This is a genomic window from Pararhodospirillum photometricum DSM 122, from assembly GCF_000284415.1.
GTDB classification, from domain to species: domain Bacteria; phylum Pseudomonadota; class Alphaproteobacteria; order Rhodospirillales; family Rhodospirillaceae; genus Pararhodospirillum; species Pararhodospirillum photometricum.
On sequence record NC_017059.1, the window covers coordinates 525,691 to 541,474 of the forward strand.

Sequence of the window (15,784 nt, forward strand, 5' to 3'; positions counted from 1 at the left end):
GGGGAATCCCCGCCTCCCCAGCCTTCTCTTTTTTGTCTTTCCCTAGCCGGAATCCCCAATCCCCCGATGCCCCTGCCCTGCGGCCGCCCTTGAGTCGCCGTGCACAATGTGCTGATGTTCGAGGCCTCTCTCCGTCGCCCTCTCCAGCCGGCCCCAACGGCTTGAGCGCGGCGGGCGGCCCTGGCGGATCCCCCAGGACCAGATCATTCATGACAAGGAACCTATTCCCATGAGGTCTTTCCGCGCGCATCGCCTTGCCCTGGCTGGTGCTCTCGCCCTGCCGATGCTTGCCGGCACCGCCCTGGCAGCGGACCCGGATCCGGTGGTGGCGAAGGTCAACGGCAAGGAGATCCACCTCTCCGCCGTCCAGGAGCGCTTTGAGACCATGAAGGCGGGACAGCCCCAGCTCGCCGCCCTGCCCTTGCAGGTCGTCTACGAGCAGCTTCTCGACTCGGTGGTCGGCTCGGAGATCGTCACGGCCGCCGGTCGTGAAGCCGGGCTGGAAAAAGACCCAGTGGTGCAAAAGCGCCTGGCCGAGCTGCTGGATCGCCTGATCGGTGGCGCCTATCTGGAAAAGGTGGTGGACAAGGAAGTCACCGACGCCGCCCTCCAGAAGCGCTACGACGAAATGAAGGCCAAGTTTACCCCGGAAAAAGAAGTCCACGCCCGTCACATCCTGGTGGACAGCGAGGACAAGGCCAAGGAAATCATCAAGAAGCTCGACGCCAAGGCCGACTTCGCCGAACTGGCCAAGGACTCGGCCGATAGCGCGAGCGGTGCCAGCGGCGGCGATCTTGGCTATTTCACCAAGGACCGCATGGTCAAGGAATTTGCCGACGCCGCTTTCGCCCTTCAGCCCGGCACCTACTCCAAGGCCCCGGTCAAAAGCGAATTCGGCTGGCACGTGATCAAGGTCGAAGACCTCCGCGACACCAAGTTCCCCGAGCTCAACGACATCAAGGGCCAGATCCACAGCGAACTGGCTGGCGAAGCCGTGGACGCCAAGGTCAAAGCCCTCAAGGAAAAGGCCAAGATCGACCTGTTCGGCATGGACGGCAAGCCGCTGCCCGCCCAGCCCGCCCAGTAACCGAGGGGTCTGGGGAGGCCGCGCCTCCCCAGCCTTACTCTTCCTGCAAAACCCCCTGCCCCTATTCTTGGTGAAGACCGCCATGGCCCAGCCCGTTTCGCCCCTCGCGCCCGCGCAGTTCCCCGCCATGCCGCCCGTGTCCGGCGTCGCGCTTTGCGTGTTCAACACCGGCCTGCGCTACCAGGGGCGCCCCGACCTGCTGGTGGCCCGTCTGGCGCCCGGCACCACGGCGGCCGGCGTCTTCACCCGCTCGCTCACCCGCTCGGCCCCCGTGGACTGGTGCCGCCAAGCCCTCGCCGACGGCCAGGGCCTGGGCCGCGTGCTGGTGGTCAACGCCGGCAACGCCAACGCCTTCACCGGCCGCAAGGGTGTTGAAACCGTCGAGCGCACTGCGGCCGCCGCCGCCCGCGCCTTTGACTGTCGTGCCGCCGAGGTGTTCATCGCCTCCACCGGCACCATCGGCGTGACCCTCGACGATAGCAAGATCACCGCCTTGCTCGAAGGCCCGGCCCCGGCCCAAGCCGGCTCGGCCTCGTGGCACGACGCCGCCTCGGCCATCATGACCACCGACACCTTCGCCAAGGGCGCCACCCGCTCGGCCACGGTGGACGGCGTCACGGTCTCGGTGTGCGGCATCGCCAAGGGCTCGGGCATGATCGCCCCCGACATGGCCACCATGCTCGCCTACGTCTTCACCGACGCCGCCGTGAGCCCCGCCGTACTCCAGGCGTGGCTGCGCGAGGGCGTGGACCGCTCGTTCAACGCCATCACCGTGGACAGCGACACCTCGACCTCCGACACCTTGATGCTGTTCGCCACCGGCGCCGCCGGTCATGCCCCCGTGGTCGCCGATGACGACCCGCGCGCCGCCGCCTTGCGCGCCGCCCTGTTCGAGGTCCTGCTTGATCTCGCCCATCAGGTGGTGCGCGACGGCGAAGGCGCCACCCGTTTTGTCAGCGTGCGCGTCACCGGCGCCCGCAGCGATCAGGCGGCGCGGCGCATTGCTCTCGCCATCGCCAACTCACCCCTGGTCAAGACCGCCATCGCCGGCGCCGACGCCAACTGGGGCCGCATCGTCATGGCCGTGGGCAAGTCGGGCGAGGAAGCCGACCGCGACCGGCTCCAGGTCCGGGTCGGCGGCGTGCTGATCGCCGCCGAGGGCGAGCCGGTCGCCGACTACGACGAAACCCCGGTCGCCCAGCACATGCAAGGCCGCGAGATCGACATCGAGGTGGATCTTGGCTTGGCCGAGGGCCGCTCCCAAGTGTGGACCTGCGACCTGACCCACCGCTACATCGACATCAACGCCGATTACCGGACCTGACATGAACGCCGACGACGACGAAGACGACGGCTGCCGGGCGGCGGGGCGCGTTCCCCCGCCCCACGGCCTGCCGCTGCTGCTGGTGGTGGCCGCCGCGCTCATTGATGCCGATGGCCGCGTGCTGCTGGCCCAGCGCCCCCCGGGCCGCTCCTTGGCCGGCTTGTGGGAATTCCCGGGCGGCAAGCTGGCCGAGGGCGAAACCCCCGAGGCCGCCCTGGTGCGCGAACTCGACGAGGAACTGGGCATCGACACCCGCCATAGCTGCCTCGCCCCCCTGGCCTTCGCCTCGCACAGCACCCCCGAGTTTCATCTGCTGATGCCCCTCTACGCCTGTCGCCGCTGGCACGGCACCCCGGTGGGGCGCGAAGGCCAAGCCCTGGCCTGGGTCCGGCCCAACCGGCTGCGCGACTACCCCATGCCCCCGGCCGACCTCCCTTTGATCCCGATCCTCCAGGACTGGCTCTAAGGATCGAGGGGTCTGGGGAGGCCGCGCCTCCCCGGCCTTCCTTTTTTTAAGGCTGGGGAGGCGCGGCCTCCCCAGACCCCTCGATTCCTTGTTGAATCCTGACGGTCCTTTGTCTTCCAGAGGTGTGCCATGCCCAGCGCCGCGTTGATCATCATCGGCAACGAAATCCTCTCCGGTCGCACGACCGACGCCAATATTCCCTGGTTGACGCGCCGCCTGGGCGAGTTGGGCATCCCGGTGCGGGAAATCCGCGTGGTGGCCGACGTGCCAGAGGCCATCGTCGCGGCGGTCAACGCCCTGCGCCCGCAGCATGCCTATGTGTTCACCACCGGCGGCATCGGCCCCACCCACGACGACATCACCACCGCCTGCGTCGCCGCCGCCTTCGGCGTGCCGGTCCTGCGTCACCCCGAGGCCGAGCGCCGCCTGCGCGCCTACTTCGACGAGCGCGGCACCGAGGCCAACGCGGCACGCCTGCGCATGGCCGATATTCCCGAAGGCGCCGACCTGATCGACAACCCGGTCAGCGTCGCCCCCGGCTTCCGCCTGGGCAATGTCCACGTGCTGCCCGGCGTGCCACGCATCATGCAAGCCATGTTTGAAGGCCTCGCCCACACCCTGGTGGGCGGCCCGCCCGTGCTCTCGGTGTCGGTGCGCGGCCACGTGCGCGAAGGCGACATCGCCGACGCCCTGCGCGACCTGCAAGCCCAGTATCCCAGCGTGGACCTCGGCAGCTACCCCTTTGCCCAGGGGGATCGCATCGGTACCAGTTTGGTGGCGCGCGGCACCGATGCCGCCCTCCTGCACACGGTGTGCGAAGCCCTGGAAGCCTTGATGCGCCCTCACGACGACGCCTTGGAGATCACCCCCCTGCCCCCGCCCCCCCCCCGGAAAGCCCGCGCCCATGACCCTGACCGACGACCAGATCCTGCGCTACTCCCGCCACATCCTGTTGCCCGAAGTGGGCGGCCGGGGTCAGGACCGCTTGCGACAGGCTCGGGTCCTGGTGGTCGGGGCCGGGGGCTTGGGCTCGCCGCTGCTCTATTACTTGGCGGCGGTCGGAATCGGCACCTTGGTGGTGGTCGATGGCGACTACGTGGACCTCTCCAACCTCCAGCGCCAGATTCTCCACACCACAGCCCGCGTCGATCACCCCAAAGTGGAAAGCGCCGCCGAGGCCCTGCGCGCCCTCAATCCCGATGTCCGACTGGAATTGCACCACGACCGCCTGAGCGTGGATAACGTCCAGGCCTTGGTCGAGGACTGCGATCTGGTCGCCGACTGCTCCGACAACTTCGCCACCCGCTTCCTGGTCAACGACGCCTGCTACATGGCCCGCCGTCCCCTGGTCAGCGCCGCCGTCCTGGGCTTTGAGGGCCAGCTTTCAACGTACCGCCCCCATCGCGGCGGCCCCTGTTACCGCTGCCTAGTCCCCGCTCTCCCCTCCAGCCGCCCTACTTGTGCCGAAGCCGGCGTGCTGGGCTCGGTCGTCGGCGTGCTCGGCAGCCTGCAAGCCACGGAAGTGATCAAAGAACTCCTCGACATCGGCCGCTCCATGGCCGGGCGCTTGATGATCGTCGATGCCCTGGAAGGCGAAATCCGCACCGTGCGCCTCAAGCCCGACCCCGAATGCGCCCTGTGCGGTCCCCACCCGACCTTGAAAGGCCTCGACATCCACCGGCGCCCCTCCCATGCCGCCTCCTGACGTCGGTCCTGCCTTCCGCGCCGTGGTGCTGTCGGGCGCCTACGAACGCGTCCACCACGCCCTGGTCCTCGCCGCCACCGCCGCCGCCCTCGGCCGCCCCACCGCCTTGTTCTTCACCATGAGCGGCTGCACCACCGTGACCCGGGATACGGACGGAACGCCGGGCTGGCACCGCCTCACCCCCACCCCCTCCCATCCCTCGGCCGCCGCCGAGGACGCCGCCCTTAAGGCTCGGGGCGTCGCCGATCTCGAGACCCTGCTAACCTCGGTGGTCGCCTTGGGCGGGGCCGTCTTGGTGTGCGAAGCGGGTCTGCCCGAGGGGTCGTGGGGAGGCCGCGCCTCCCCAGCCTTAAAAAAAACAAGGAAAGGCTGGGGAGGCGCGGCCTCCCCAGACCCCTCGTTACGAGGAGCGCTGTAGGATCAAGCGGGCGGCGGCGTCGAGGTCATCGACAATCGGGGCATCGCGGTAGCCACTGGTCGCCTCGACCTGTCGGCCATAGCCGGTGCGCACCAGGATGGAAAAGGCGCCAACCGTGCGCCCCAGGTCGAGATCGGCCTTCTTGTCGCCGACCATGAAAGCCCGGCGGGGGTCGAACGGGTTCTGTTTTTGCGCCGCCTCGACCAGCCCGGGGCGGGGCTTGCGGCAGGCGCAGCCGTCGTCGGGACCGTGGGGGCAGGCGTGGATGCCCTCCAGCACCACGCCCTCGGCGGCCAACAGGTCACGCAGGCGGGCATGGATGGCGTCGAGGGCGGCGGGGGTGATCAGGCCGCGCGCGATCCCCGACTGGTTGGTGACCACCACCAGGGCAAAGCCGGCCTGGGCCAACCGCCGCAGGCCCGAGGCAACCCCGGGCAGCAAGCGGAGTTGGTCCGGGTGGGCCAGATAGTGGACTTCCTCGTTGATGGTTCCATCCCGATCCAGCAGAACCACGCGGCGGTCGCTTGCAACGCTCACACGCTCTCCTCCCCTTGGGGGTTGATGAACAAGCCGCCCATGACGCGGTGGCGGACCTGAAGGGTGCGGTCCTCCTCGCCGGGCGGCGCCAGATCCCAAAGCCAACGGCTGCCCTCGATCCGGGGCCGGGCCCCGTACAAGATATCGTAGCGCGTCGCCCCCTCCTCGCCGGTGGTCGGGCGTTCCTCGCGCTCGAAATCGGTGATCAGACACACCGTGCCGGAGCAGCAGGCCAGGGCGGCCAGATGGGCGTCGATCAGGGCGCGGGCCACGGCATCTTGGGCCTCCCAGGCGACGCCGTGCTGGTCGAGGAAGCGGCGCGGCACGATGGCAAGCTGGCTTAAGAGATTGGCCGAAACCACCAGATCGGCCTCGCCCGCCTCAGGCGGCAAAGGCGCCGGACTGGGCGGGACCAGCCGGTCAACACCGGGCTGGAGGGCTGGCAACAGGCCGCTCAGATCCATCGCCACCGCCTCGACCCCCGGATGATGGCGCTGGGCGGCACGCACGGCCCGCGACAACACGACATCGACCAGCACCACCCGGCGATAGCGCGCCACCAGGGCCTCCAGGGGAATCTCCAGCAAGATCCCGGCGCCCAGAACCACCGCCAGTTCCTGGCCCGGCGTGGTCTCCGCCACCCGCCAGACGGCGGCCCGAGCCGCCTCGCGGTGAGGCGCCCACGCCGCCGCCAAGCGCCGAGCCCGGGCGGCAAACGCCACCTGCTCATGCACCAACCCCAGACGCTGCGCCTCCCGCGAGGCCGGGGTCAGCAGTGTCTCGAAAAGCTCCCGCAGCATCGGCCCCCCTCCCAAGAGACCGAGGGGTCTGGGGAAGCCCGCCTCCCCAGCCTTCCTGATCCCCTTTTTTTCTTTATTGCGAATGCAGCGGACTATCGTCCTTCAGGCGTTCGGTCATGTCGAGAATCAAGGTGGTGAGAAACCGCCGGGTCATGTCCTGGGCCTGAACCGCATAAAACGGGTCGCAGGCCGGGGCACAGGCCTGGGGTTTGGTTTGCACGGCGTTGAAGACCCGACTGAGCGGCTCGTCGAGCTGACCAAGAACCGCTTTGAGACCGCCCGGACCAAACGCGTCGGCGGGGTAGAAGGTGCTCGCCACCTCGACGGCCAAGGCGCGCAGGCAGACGATCTCGGTCGCCATCACCGTTTTCAGGCGCTCGGGATCACCGGAATCCTCGGCGGCGCTGTCGCCGGCGGCACAGGCGGCCAGCCGGTCGGGCACCGCGTCGAGTTGCGCGAAGGTTTTGGGATCCAGCGGGCCGGCCTGGGCCCCTTGAATTAGGACCAATCCCAAGGTCATGCCGAGCCCCCCTCCCACCACACGCCGCATGGCGCCCCTCCTTCCGCGCTGAGGTCACGAGATCTTGTCCGTCCCCCCCGCTCCCGGCTGGGTTAGCGGCGTCCGAACAGGCGTTCAATGTCGGCCAATTTTAGCGCGACATGCGTGGGTCGGCCATGGTTGCATTGCCCCGAGCGAGGCGTGGTCTCCATGGCGCGCAACAAGGCGTTCATTTCGGCAAGACCCAACCGGCGCCCGGCGCGCACCGAGCCATGGCAGGCCAGGGTGGCCACCACGTCGCCCAGGCGGTCTTGCAGCACCTGGGGCGTGCCCCATTCGGCCAAGCCGTCGGCGAGATCGCGGACCAGCCCTTTGACGTCGGTATCGCCCAGCAACGCCGGCAGTTCTCGCACCACCACGGCACCCGGCCCAAAGCCCTCCAGCACCAGCCCCAGGCGCGCTAGGTCGGGGGCGGCGGCCACCAGCCGCTCGGCCGAGGGTTCGTCCAGCTCGATCACCTCGGGCAACAGCAAGCCCTGGCGCTTGACCTCGCCCTCGGCCAGGGCGGCGTTCATGCGCTCCATCACCAGCCGCTCGTGGGCGGCGTGCTGATCGACGATCACCATGCCGTCTTGGGTTTGCGCCACGATGTAGGTGGCATGGATCTGCCCAACCGCCAGCCCCAGGGGAAACTCCCGGGCATCGGGGATCGCCTCGGGCGGCGGGGCAAGCAGGGGGGCCTCCGCCACGCCTGAAGCGGCCGGGGTTTGGGCCTCGTAGGCAAAGCGCAGGGCGGATTGGCTGGGCGGCGGCGGCGGCGTCCAACCGCCGCGCCAAGAACTGGAGCGGGAGGGGCCGCTCAACAGGCGCGATCCCGGGGAGGCCGACTCGGGCCCCGGCGCCGGATCGGGGGTCAGGGCGTCGAGCGTGGCGGCGGTCATCGCCGTGCTGGAGCGCGGCCCGGCGGCGGCCAGGGCATGGCGCAAGGCGCCGACGATCAGCCCGCGCACCAAGGCGGCATCGCGAAAGCGGACCTCGGCCTTGGCCGGGTGGACGTTGACATCCACCTGATCGGGCGGCAGGTCCAAATAGAGGGCGACGACGGCGTGGCGGTCATGGGGCAGGACATCGGCATAGGCGGCTCGTACCGCGCCGTGCAACAGGCGGTCGCGCACCGGCCGGCCGTTGACGAACAGGTATTGCCCGGCGTTGGTGGCGCGGTTGCAGGTGGGCAGGCCGATCGCTCCCGACAACCGATGGCCTTCGCGCTCGGCCTCGACGGGCAGGGCGTTGTCGGCCACATCACGCCCCAAGATAGCCCCCAACCGCGACAGCCGGCCCCGGAATAAATCCCCTTGGGTGGCGGCCAGACGCACCGGCTGGCGCTCGCCCTCCGTCAGGGTGAAGCCGATGTGGGGGTGGGCCAGGGCCAGACGGTGGATCACGTCGATGGCGTGGCCCATTTCGGTACGCGGCGCTTTGAGGAACTTGAGCCGGGCCGGGGTGGCATAAAACAGGTCGCGCACCTCGACTCGGGTGCCCGGCGGATGGCTGGCCGGCTGGGGCTCGCCCTTGTGGCCGCCCTCGACGCTGAGGCTCCAAGCGCTGTCGGCCCCGGGCGGGCGGCTGGTCAGGGTCAGGCGGGCCACCGAACCGATGGCCGGCAGGGCCTCGCCGCGAAAGCCCAGGCTGTGGATATCGAGCAGGTCATCGGAGGGCAGCTTGGAGGTGGCGTGGCGCTCGACGGCCAGCAGCATGTCGTCGGGGGTCATGCCGCGCCCGTCGTCCACCACCACCAGACGGGCCCGGCCGCCATCGGTCATCTGGACATCAATGCGCCGCGCCCCGGCGTCGATGGCGTTTTCGACCAGTTCCTTGAGGGCCGAGGCGGGGCGCTCCACCACCTCACCGGCGGCAATCTGGTTGATAAGGGTGGGCGGCAGAAGGCGGATGCTCATACCATCTCCAACGGCGGCCGCCCGGCCCCTCTGGGGTCAGGCCCGAAAAGCCCGGATCAACGCGATCAAGGCGTTGGTCGAGGCATCGTGGGCCAGCGGGCGGCTGGAATCTTCGAGTTCGGGCAAGATGGCCCCGGCCAGGCGCTTGCCCAGTTCCACCCCCCATTGATCGTAGGCATTGATCCCCCAGATCGTGGCTTGAACATGGATCTTGTGCTCGTAAAGAGCAATGATCATGCCGAGGGTGCGCGGGTCGAGCTGGCGGAACAACAGCGTGTTCGAGGGGCGGTTGCCCGGGAACACGATGTGGGGCAGCAGGCTTTCCAGCGCCGCGCCGCTCAGGCCGCGCGCCTCCAACTCGGCTCGCGCCTCGGCTTCGGTGCGCCCGCGCATCAAGGCCTCGGCCTGGGCCAGGACATTGGACAGCAAGATGGCATGATGGCGACCCAGCGGATGGAAACTGTGAGCCGGTGCCAGGAAATCGCAGGGGATCAGGTGGGTGCCCTGGTGGATGAGCTGGTAAAAGGAATGCTGGCCGTTGGTGCCGGGCTCGCCAAACAGCACCGGCCCGGTAGCCCACGTCACCGGCCGACCGTCCAGAGTCACGCTCTTGCCGTTGCTCTCCATGTCGGCCTGCTGCAAGTAGGCGGGCAGGCGATGCAAAGACTGGTCATAGGGCAGCACGGCATGGGCGCGGGCCCCATGGAAGCCGGTGTACCAAACGCCCAGCAAGGCCAGCAGCACCGGCATGTTTTCTTCCAACGGTGCGGTACAAAAGTGCTGGTCGAGGGCGTGGGCGCCGTCGAGCAGGGCCTGGAAGTTGTCGAAGCCAACCGCCAGGGCAATGGGCAGGCCGATCGCCGACCACAGGGAATAGCGCCCGCCCACCCAGTCCCAGAACCCGAACATGGCCTCGGGATCGATGCCAAACGCCGCCACCGCTGCGGCATTGGTGGACAGTGCCGCGAAATGGTGGCGCACCGCCGCCTCGCCCAGGGCCTCGACGATCCAGGCGCGGGCGGTGTGGGCGTTGGTCAGGGTTTCTTGGGTGGTAAAGGTCTTGGAGGCCACCAGGAACAACGTGGTGGCGGGATTGAGGCCAGCCAGCGTGGTGGCGATGTGGGTCGCATCGACGTTGGAGACAAAATGCACCCGCAGATCGGGCCGGGCATAGGGCTTGAGGGCCTCCACCACCATCACCGGGCCGAGATCGGAGCCGCCGATGCCGATGTTGACCACATCGGTGAGGCGCTGCCCCGTCGCCCCGGTCCAGCGGCCCTCGTGCACGGCGGCGGTGAAGGCGGCAAGGCGCGCTTTCACGGCCCGGATGTCGGGCTTCACGTCGTGGCCGTCCACCCGGATCGGGGTGTCCGTCGGATCGCGCAGGGCGACATGCAACACCGCCCGGCCCTCGGTGGTGTTGATGGGCTCGCCGGCAACCATGGCGTCGCGCCGCGCCTCCACCCCGGTGGCGCGGGCGAGATCAACGAGCAGGCGCCGGGTTTCCTCGGTGAGACGGTTTTTGGCGTAGTCGAGGACCAGATCTTCCAGCCGCAGATGGAAGCGCTCGAAACGCTGGGGATCCGCCGCGAACAGGTCGCGCATCGGCGTGCCTTCCAGCGTCTTGGCGTGGGCGGCCAGGGCCTGCCACTGGGGCAGGGAGGGAAGATCGAGCATGGGCACTCTCCAGCGCGCTATCGACAAGTGGAGACAGAAGCAACGGGCCTGCTTTCGAGGCCGCACCTTAGCCCAGGCCGGCCTCGGCGTGTAGCCTGGAACGCATGGCCTCAATCTGTTAAAGTTTTCCTGAGAATGAATGTGAAATATTGATCACACTTTTCCCCGCCGCACCCAGGCCCGGCCCCTTGACCTTGGGCCACAAACACCGTATCTCCCGCCCCATGCGGACGTCGGCCGCCGTGCAGGGACCTTGATCCCTCGACACGGGCAAAGACTGATGCGAAAAAAGGTCTTGCCTTGCATGAGAGCGGTGTCTATAAAGCGCACCTCTCGGCGGTGGTGACAAATCCCACCGGCTTGCAGCGCCGTGGTAGCTCAGGGGTAGAGCAACTGATTCGTAATCAGTAGGTCGGAGGTTCAAATCCTCTCCACGGCACCAGCTTTTTCAAGGGGATAAGGCGTGATTAGGTCGCCTTTCCTGTCCTAATTTTCCAAAGCCCTTTAGAAAATTTTCCAAATCATCAGACAGCGTTACTCCTTTTCGCCCCCCGTCTTGGCTTCCAGCAGGTCCATGCCGGCCCGTGCCCGGCGGCGTTGGTCTGCGTCTTGGGTGTAGCGCTGGACCATGGAAACCTGTTCGTGACCGGTGATGGCGGCAATGGTTCGATCGTCGGCGCCGGCATCTGCCAGGCGGGTGGCAAGGCCGTGGCGGAGGCCGTGGAAGGTCAGGCCGGGGCCGATCTTTCCTTGCGCTTCCAGGGCGCGAACCAGCCGGAAGAATAAGGTCCGAAACCCATCCCCCGTATAGGGCTTGCCGTCACGCGGGCTGGTGACGATCGTCGGCGTGCGCCGTTCGATCGTGGACAAGAGGGAGGCAAGGTCGCTGTGGATCGGGATCCAGACCGGCTCTTGCGTCTTGCCCTGGGTGTGCCGGATCCATCCGTCTTCAAGGGCTGACCACGGCAGGATCAGGACATCCCCTTGGCGCAGGCCGGTGTAGGCTCCCAGAGCAACCGCTGCCCGGACCCCTTGGGAAGCGGCACCCAGGACCGCCGCCAGTTCATCGTCCGTCCAGGCGCGGTTGGCGTTGGGAAGGTCGCGCGGGCGTTTGATGCGCGGCACTTTCTCGGCCGGGTTTGGCGTGGTGGTGTAGCCGTAGGGCCGCCCCCAGTTCCAAACCAGGGAGACGACCGCCAGCATCACGTTGGCTTGGCGCCATCCATGGTTTTTGTAGGTGGCGTCCCTCAATTTCATGATAGAGGGCGTGGCGATTTGAGTGAGGGGGACCGTGTCCACCCCATGCCCTGGCTTGTCCGGGTTCGGCTCGGCCAAGTAGTCCAGCACAGACCGGTAGCTTTGTTTGGTGGCGTCGGCCAAGTCTCCATATTTCGGGCTGGCGAGGTATTTTTGCTTCAGCCAGCCCCAGGTGCCGGGTGGGGATGTTGGTTCGGCCGGATCTTTGGCCCGGGCCTCCAAGGCAGCGACTTCGGCGATAAAAGCGGCGGTGCCCTCAGGCTCGCACAAGCGCTTCCCGCTGGCTCGATGGTACAGGTAGACCACCCCGGTCTTGGGGTTGGTCACCCGCTTGATGCCTTTCAGGCGATAGACAGGCATGGTTCCTACTTGAACAGGGTATCCGCCCAATCGGGCACCGGGCCCGCTTGGCCCAGGGCCTCCACGTACCGGTCCAACTGAAGCCGGTCATACCGCACGATCCCCCCCAACCGTAAAGCCTTAACCGTCACATGCTTTCGGAAACTGCTGGGCGACAGGGCCATATAAGCCGCCGCTTGTTCGGGAGACAGTAGGCGCGGCCAACCAGGGAGGTGGCTGAGATCCTCAACGCGGGCGGTCATGGCGGCACCTCTCTACCCAAACTGCAGAGGCAACTGGTCAGCACCCTGGTCGGAGTGCAACTGGTGCGTGGGGTCGCCAACGGCGATGAGGTGGTATTCGACGCCCTCGAACACGCCGACCACGCTGCGGTAGAAGCCTTCCGGCGCCTCGCGAGAGCACGAGCGCAGGATGTTGACGGCATCGACCAACGCCGGGACGTTCACCGTAAGGCGGCCGCTGGAGGAAGAAGGAAGAGTCGTCATGACGGCACCCCTTTCTCAAAGACCCAACACTTCACTCGCTTGTCAACAAAGTCGTCGAGGCAAGAGTTGACGGTTTTTATTGCGATAAATCGGCGGGTTCGCGAGCCCTTGAGGTGGCGTTTTAAGTCGATCAGGGGCGGCATAGCTTGGCTTGAGCGCCCCGCCAATTCGACCACCATATTCAGGTTTATCGCGAGGAGGCCGGGGTCGCGGGAATGGTTAACCATTGAGAGTCCGAGCCAGTCGAGCAGCTCCCAGAATTCCTCGACCACGGGGTGATCGGAGGCGACCGCCTGTTGCCGTTCGGCCGTGGCCACGCTGAGGGTGTCGAGGGTTTCGGCGACCCATGACTCGGGGAGCCCCACCAAGGTGCCCAGCGCCTCGACGAGCGCCATAATTTGGGCGTGGTTTTTGGCAAGGCGGTTCGAGCGGACGTCAGGTCGCGCCAGAAGGGCCGCCTCATGCACGACGGTGCGCGCCTTGACGGTCGCCATCACCTGGGCCTCGGCGGTGGTCGCCAAGATCAGGAAATGCGAGACGGCCTCTACGGGGAGGCTCCCCAAGGCGGCGGCGGCCTCTTTGCTGTCCCGGGTGTGGGTCCCGCACGAGTAGTAGAGGTGAACAATCCGCTGCAAGATCGCCTCGGAGGCGTTCACCGGGGCATTCTGGGAAATCAAGATCGCCCCTTTGAACGGTGGCTCGTAGGTGTCGTTGCCGCCGTTGCGCACCCCGCGGGCCCGCGAGGCGCGACCGTTGTACGCGGTTTTCAGTTCGTCCCAGTCAAACTGGCGCTGGCGCAAGCCATCCTCTTTGCCGTCGCGGTCACTTTCGATCAGCGACACGGGCAGGTTGGAGACTTGGGAAAAAATGCGGGCTCGCGCTGCCAGGGTTGCTTTGTTGGGGTCGAAGCCTTCGTAAGAGTCGCGCCCCATGAGCTTCCACAGAAACTCGATAAGGGTCGATTTGCCCGAGCCGGCCTCGCCGACGATTTCCAGGAAGGGGAAGGATTTATGAAGGCCCCGGATTTGTTCGGCGAACAGGCTGCCCAAGAAAAAGGCGGTAGCGACCAGACCCTTTGCCCCAAAAGCGCGGTAGAGAAGGTCGGTCCACTCCGGGCGGTAGTCGGCGCGGCGGCCGATATTCAGGGACACGGCCCCGCTCAAGGTTTTGAGGTAGATGTTACGACCGATCTCGAAGAAGTCCTCTTCGTTGATCGGGATCACTTTTCCCTTATGCACTGCGAGGTCGGGGAAGATATATGTTTGGTGTTCGTTCGAGTAGCCGATGAAGTCGATAGTTTCCACCGTCGCCACGTCGCGCAAGGAGTGCTGGAGGATCCAGTTCAGGTGGTCGGTAACGCCGGAGTACACGGCGCCATTAGCCGATAAGAGCCGCTTTTTAAACTCGGAAGCGGTCGCCAGTTGCGGTCCGGTAAAGGTGAGTTTTCGGTTTTTGCGCTCATCTCCTTGGAGGACGGCGGCATAATACCAACTTTCGTCCGTGCTTTCCCGCTTTTGGAAATAGAGGAAGCGGACTTCGCAGTTGATAATCTCCTTGACCTTGGCGCAACTTCGGGCGGCTTCGATCTTTGCTTCGTCTTCCTCCTGGCCATTTGCGACCAAGATGGTGGTCATCGCTTGGAGCTCATCGGCCGAGAGGGACCACCACCACGTCTTGCGACCATGCTCCACGGCGAAACCGGACGACGGGCGGCGGCGCCAGACCAGCAGACCTTTCTCGAGCGGGCTCTCGGCCAGGAGCAAGGCCCCCTGGTGGCGAGCGTCGTCCAAGCCTTTCTCGTCCAGACCCTCGGCCAGCAGCAGGTCGTTCCAGTCGGTTTTCCGCCGTCCCTTTTGGGGCACCAGGGCGGCTTCGCAGGTCCAGCCGTCGGCCTTGGCCCGCGCCACGTGCTTGCGGATGGCGCTAAGCCCGGCTTTGTCGTTGTCGAGCGCCCATACCAGGGTCACCCCCGGGGGGAGGCTCGCAAGGCTCTTGGAGGGGTAGTTGGAACACGAGAGGGTGGCCACCGCCTTGAGGCCCGCCTTGCGCAAGGAGAGCGCATCAATGCAGCCCTCGGCCAGCCAAAGCGTGTCCCCTGGGGTCAGGGTTAAGTCGGGGGGAGCCCACCAGAGGCCTTGAAAAGACCCATGAAAATGGGCCCGTCGCTCCTCGACCTCTCCATCGTCGCCGGTGATCCGAACGACATCGATGAGCCGTTCCATCCACACGCCCGGCGCCACATCGAACAGGACCGTGGCGGTGCGTCGGTCGCCGCGTGGGTGAGCAAAGGACCCCTGCCGATAGCACCCGGCCACGGCCAACGGCGAGAGGCCGCGCACGAAGTCCAGGTAGGCCTCGGCCGTCGCGTTGGGCCGCTCGGAGGTGGCCGGAAAACGCTCGTTGAACCGTCCGAAGGCGTCGGGGAACAGTTCCTTGGTCGGGGCCGACCAACCGCACCGGTTCAAGCGGCCGCACCGGACCACCCAGGGCGCCAGGGCGTTGACGTACAGCTCCTTGTGGCCGCACCCGGGACACACGCCCTTGCGCAGCCACTCCCCTTCCGCCTGCATTTTGTAGTCGGTCTTGAGCCGGGCAACGACCTCGGCCCGCACATCGTCGCGCATCTCGGTGGTCATGGCGCCCCCTCCTCGGCTGGGGGGAGGGGCACAACACCGGCCAGCGTAAACACGCGGTAGCGGGCGCGGGTCGCCAAATGCTCCAGTTGGCCGGTAACCTCCAGCAGTTCACCGGCCAACTGGGGCTCATCGGACAGCCGAGCAGCGGCCAAGGTGCGCAGGCTGTCGCAGACACCGGCCAGGGCGTCGGCGGCAGCAAGGCATTCGGTCAAGGACTCAAAGGGGACGCGGACGAGGCTCATGACCGGCCTCCCGCGCGCGAGGCAGTCTGAGAGAAGGCAAAGGGGGAGGGTTCGGGCACACGAGGCCCGTTGTCGCCCAGGCAAGCCATGGCGAAACTCCTTCGATCATCGTTGCGCAGAGCGCAGCGGAAGTTTTCGAGGCTCGCCGCTGGCGCCCAGGGCTCGAAAACACGTCGAAGGTCGTGCCCGCACGTCTTTAGGCTCGCGCCTTGGACATGCACGTGCGGACCCTGGGCATAGCGAGAAACGCCATGCTGTCGGGAGGCGTCACCGCCTTCGATATGCGGGTTTTCGAGGCCCGTATCGCTAAGGGTACGGCGGGACGCGGTGGGC

The 15,784-nt window shown here is 66.9% G+C and carries 15 protein-coding genes, 1 tRNA gene and 1 pseudogene; 7 read left to right on the plus strand and 10 right to left on the minus strand.

Annotation, left to right across the window (positions count from 1 at the left end):
* Positions 1 to 229: 229 nt before the first annotated feature.
* The 6 genes and pseudogenes from RSPPHO_RS02290 to RSPPHO_RS19620 all read left to right on the plus strand — a co-directional run bounded on the left by RSPPHO_RS02290 (position 230) and on the right by RSPPHO_RS19620 (position 5,000).
* Positions 230 to 1,087 carry a peptidylprolyl isomerase gene (locus tag RSPPHO_RS02290; RefSeq protein WP_014413676.1) on the plus strand — a complete coding sequence of 286 codons (858 nt, stop codon included), beginning with the start codon at positions 230 to 232 and terminating at the stop codon, positions 1,085 to 1,087.
* Between the two features lie 82 nt (positions 1,088 to 1,169).
* Positions 1,170 to 2,411 carry a bifunctional glutamate N-acetyltransferase/amino-acid acetyltransferase ArgJ gene (gene argJ, locus RSPPHO_RS02295; protein ID WP_041793801.1) on the plus strand — a complete coding sequence of 414 codons (1,242 nt, stop codon included), beginning with the start codon at positions 1,170 to 1,172 and terminating at the stop codon, positions 2,409 to 2,411.
* A 1-nt stretch (position 2,412) separates the two neighbouring features.
* A complete protein-coding gene (locus tag RSPPHO_RS02300; RefSeq protein ID WP_014413678.1) occupies positions 2,413 to 2,877 on the plus strand; it encodes a (deoxy)nucleoside triphosphate pyrophosphohydrolase in 465 nt (154 codons plus the stop codon).
* Positions 2,878 to 3,006: 129 nt separating this feature from the next.
* Positions 3,007 to 3,705 (plus strand): annotated as a pseudogene (locus RSPPHO_RS20780) (competence/damage-inducible protein A); the annotation flags it as partial.
* Positions 3,706 to 3,781: 76 nt separating this feature from the next.
* The gene (locus RSPPHO_RS02305) at positions 3,782 to 4,582 is read left to right on the plus strand and encodes a HesA/MoeB/ThiF family protein (RefSeq protein WP_014413679.1); all 801 of its coding nucleotides are present in this window, start codon (positions 3,782 to 3,784) and stop codon (positions 4,580 to 4,582) included.
* A complete protein-coding gene (locus RSPPHO_RS19620) occupies positions 4,569 to 5,000 on the plus strand; it encodes a hypothetical protein (RefSeq protein WP_051013578.1) in 432 nt (143 codons plus the stop codon). Before RSPPHO_RS02305 ends, RSPPHO_RS19620 begins: the two co-directional genes overlap by 14 nt.
* On the opposite strand, the gene RSPPHO_RS02315 is transcribed toward RSPPHO_RS19620, so the two are convergent.
* The 5 genes from RSPPHO_RS02315 to pgi form a co-directional block, all read right to left on the minus strand.
* Positions 4,983 to 5,537: a D-glycero-alpha-D-manno-heptose-1,7-bisphosphate 7-phosphatase gene (locus tag RSPPHO_RS02315; RefSeq protein WP_041793803.1), complete on the minus strand. Its 555-nt coding sequence runs from the start codon at positions 5,535 to 5,537 to the stop codon at positions 4,983 to 4,985. The two genes, RSPPHO_RS19620 and RSPPHO_RS02315, sit on opposite strands and share 18 nt — an antisense overlap.
* Positions 5,534 to 6,337 (minus strand): hypothetical protein, encoded by an 804-nt coding sequence (locus RSPPHO_RS02320; protein ID WP_041793806.1) that lies wholly within the window; start codon positions 6,335 to 6,337, stop codon positions 5,534 to 5,536. Before RSPPHO_RS02320 ends, RSPPHO_RS02315 begins: the two co-directional genes overlap by 4 nt.
* 73 nt (positions 6,338 to 6,410) lie before the next feature.
* The gene (locus RSPPHO_RS02325) at positions 6,411 to 6,887 is read right to left on the minus strand and encodes a hypothetical protein (protein WP_014413682.1); all 477 of its coding nucleotides are present in this window, start codon (positions 6,885 to 6,887) and stop codon (positions 6,411 to 6,413) included.
* A 62-nt stretch (positions 6,888 to 6,949) separates the two neighbouring features.
* Complete coding sequence (gene mutL / locus RSPPHO_RS02330; RefSeq protein WP_014413683.1) at positions 6,950 to 8,794, minus strand: DNA mismatch repair endonuclease MutL; 1,845 nt, start codon at positions 8,792 to 8,794, stop codon at positions 6,950 to 6,952.
* Between the two features lie 36 nt (positions 8,795 to 8,830).
* Positions 8,831 to 10,471: a glucose-6-phosphate isomerase gene (pgi, locus tag RSPPHO_RS02335; protein ID WP_041793809.1), complete on the minus strand. Its 1,641-nt coding sequence runs from the start codon at positions 10,469 to 10,471 to the stop codon at positions 8,831 to 8,833.
* Between the two features lie 367 nt (positions 10,472 to 10,838).
* Here pgi and RSPPHO_RS02340 point away from each other — a divergent pair.
* A tRNA-Thr gene (locus RSPPHO_RS02340) sits at positions 10,839 to 10,913 on the plus strand.
* Positions 10,914 to 11,005: 92 nt separating this feature from the next.
* Here the strand turns inward: RSPPHO_RS02340 and RSPPHO_RS17415 are convergent.
* Genes RSPPHO_RS17415 through RSPPHO_RS02365 form a run of 5 tightly spaced genes read right to left on the minus strand, consistent with a single transcriptional unit; the run spans position 11,006 to position 15,451 of the window.
* Entirely contained in the window at positions 11,006 to 12,088 is a 1,083-nt protein-coding gene (locus RSPPHO_RS17415; protein WP_051013579.1) for a tyrosine-type recombinase/integrase, read from the minus strand.
* 5 nt (positions 12,089 to 12,093) lie between these two features.
* Positions 12,094 to 12,330, minus strand: coding sequence for a MerR family transcriptional regulator (locus tag RSPPHO_RS02350; protein ID WP_014413687.1), 237 nt, complete (start codon positions 12,328 to 12,330; stop codon positions 12,094 to 12,096).
* Positions 12,331 to 12,342: 12 nt separating this feature from the next.
* The gene (locus RSPPHO_RS02355; protein ID WP_014413688.1) at positions 12,343 to 12,573 is read right to left on the minus strand and encodes a hypothetical protein; all 231 of its coding nucleotides are present in this window, start codon (positions 12,571 to 12,573) and stop codon (positions 12,343 to 12,345) included.
* Positions 12,570 to 15,209 (minus strand): toprim domain-containing protein, encoded by a 2,640-nt coding sequence (locus tag RSPPHO_RS02360; RefSeq protein ID WP_014413689.1) that lies wholly within the window; start codon positions 15,207 to 15,209, stop codon positions 12,570 to 12,572. Before RSPPHO_RS02360 ends, RSPPHO_RS02355 begins: the two co-directional genes overlap by 4 nt.
* Entirely contained in the window at positions 15,206 to 15,451 is a 246-nt protein-coding gene (locus RSPPHO_RS02365; RefSeq protein WP_041793810.1) for a hypothetical protein, read from the minus strand. The genes RSPPHO_RS02360 and RSPPHO_RS02365 overlap by 4 nt, the downstream gene beginning before the upstream one ends.
* Between the last annotated feature and the right edge of the window lie 333 nt (positions 15,452 to 15,784).

Coding starts and splice junctions, on each gene's coding strand:
- argJ (WP_041793801.1), top strand. CDS start 1,170: ATGGCCCAGCCCGTTTCGCCCCTCGCGCCCGCGCAGTTCCCCGCCATG.
- RSPPHO_RS02365 (WP_041793810.1), bottom strand. CDS start 15,451: ATGAGCCTCGTCCGCGTCCCCTTTGAGTCCTTGACCGAATGCCTTGCT.
- RSPPHO_RS02320 (WP_041793806.1), bottom strand. CDS start 6,337: ATGCTGCGGGAGCTTTTCGAGACACTGCTGACCCCGGCCTCGCGGGAG.
- RSPPHO_RS02350 (WP_014413687.1), bottom strand. CDS start 12,330: ATGACCGCCCGCGTTGAGGATCTCAGCCACCTCCCTGGTTGGCCGCGC.
- RSPPHO_RS02355 (WP_014413688.1), bottom strand. CDS start 12,573: ATGACGACTCTTCCTTCTTCCTCCAGCGGCCGCCTTACGGTGAACGTC.
- RSPPHO_RS02305 (WP_014413679.1), top strand. CDS start 3,782: ATGACCCTGACCGACGACCAGATCCTGCGCTACTCCCGCCACATCCTG.
- RSPPHO_RS02300 (WP_014413678.1), top strand. CDS start 2,413: ATGAACGCCGACGACGACGAAGACGACGGCTGCCGGGCGGCGGGGCGC.
- RSPPHO_RS19620 (WP_051013578.1), top strand. CDS start 4,569: ATGCCGCCTCCTGACGTCGGTCCTGCCTTCCGCGCCGTGGTGCTGTCG.
- mutL (WP_014413683.1), bottom strand. CDS start 8,794: ATGAGCATCCGCCTTCTGCCGCCCACCCTTATCAACCAGATTGCCGCC.
- RSPPHO_RS02360 (WP_014413689.1), bottom strand. CDS start 15,209: ATGACCACCGAGATGCGCGACGATGTGCGGGCCGAGGTCGTTGCCCGG.
- RSPPHO_RS02290 (WP_014413676.1), top strand. CDS start 230: ATGAGGTCTTTCCGCGCGCATCGCCTTGCCCTGGCTGGTGCTCTCGCC.
- pgi (WP_041793809.1), bottom strand. CDS start 10,471: ATGCTCGATCTTCCCTCCCTGCCCCAGTGGCAGGCCCTGGCCGCCCAC.
- RSPPHO_RS17415 (WP_051013579.1), bottom strand. CDS start 12,088: ATGCCTGTCTATCGCCTGAAAGGCATCAAGCGGGTGACCAACCCCAAG.
- RSPPHO_RS02325 (WP_014413682.1), bottom strand. CDS start 6,887: ATGCGGCGTGTGGTGGGAGGGGGGCTCGGCATGACCTTGGGATTGGTC.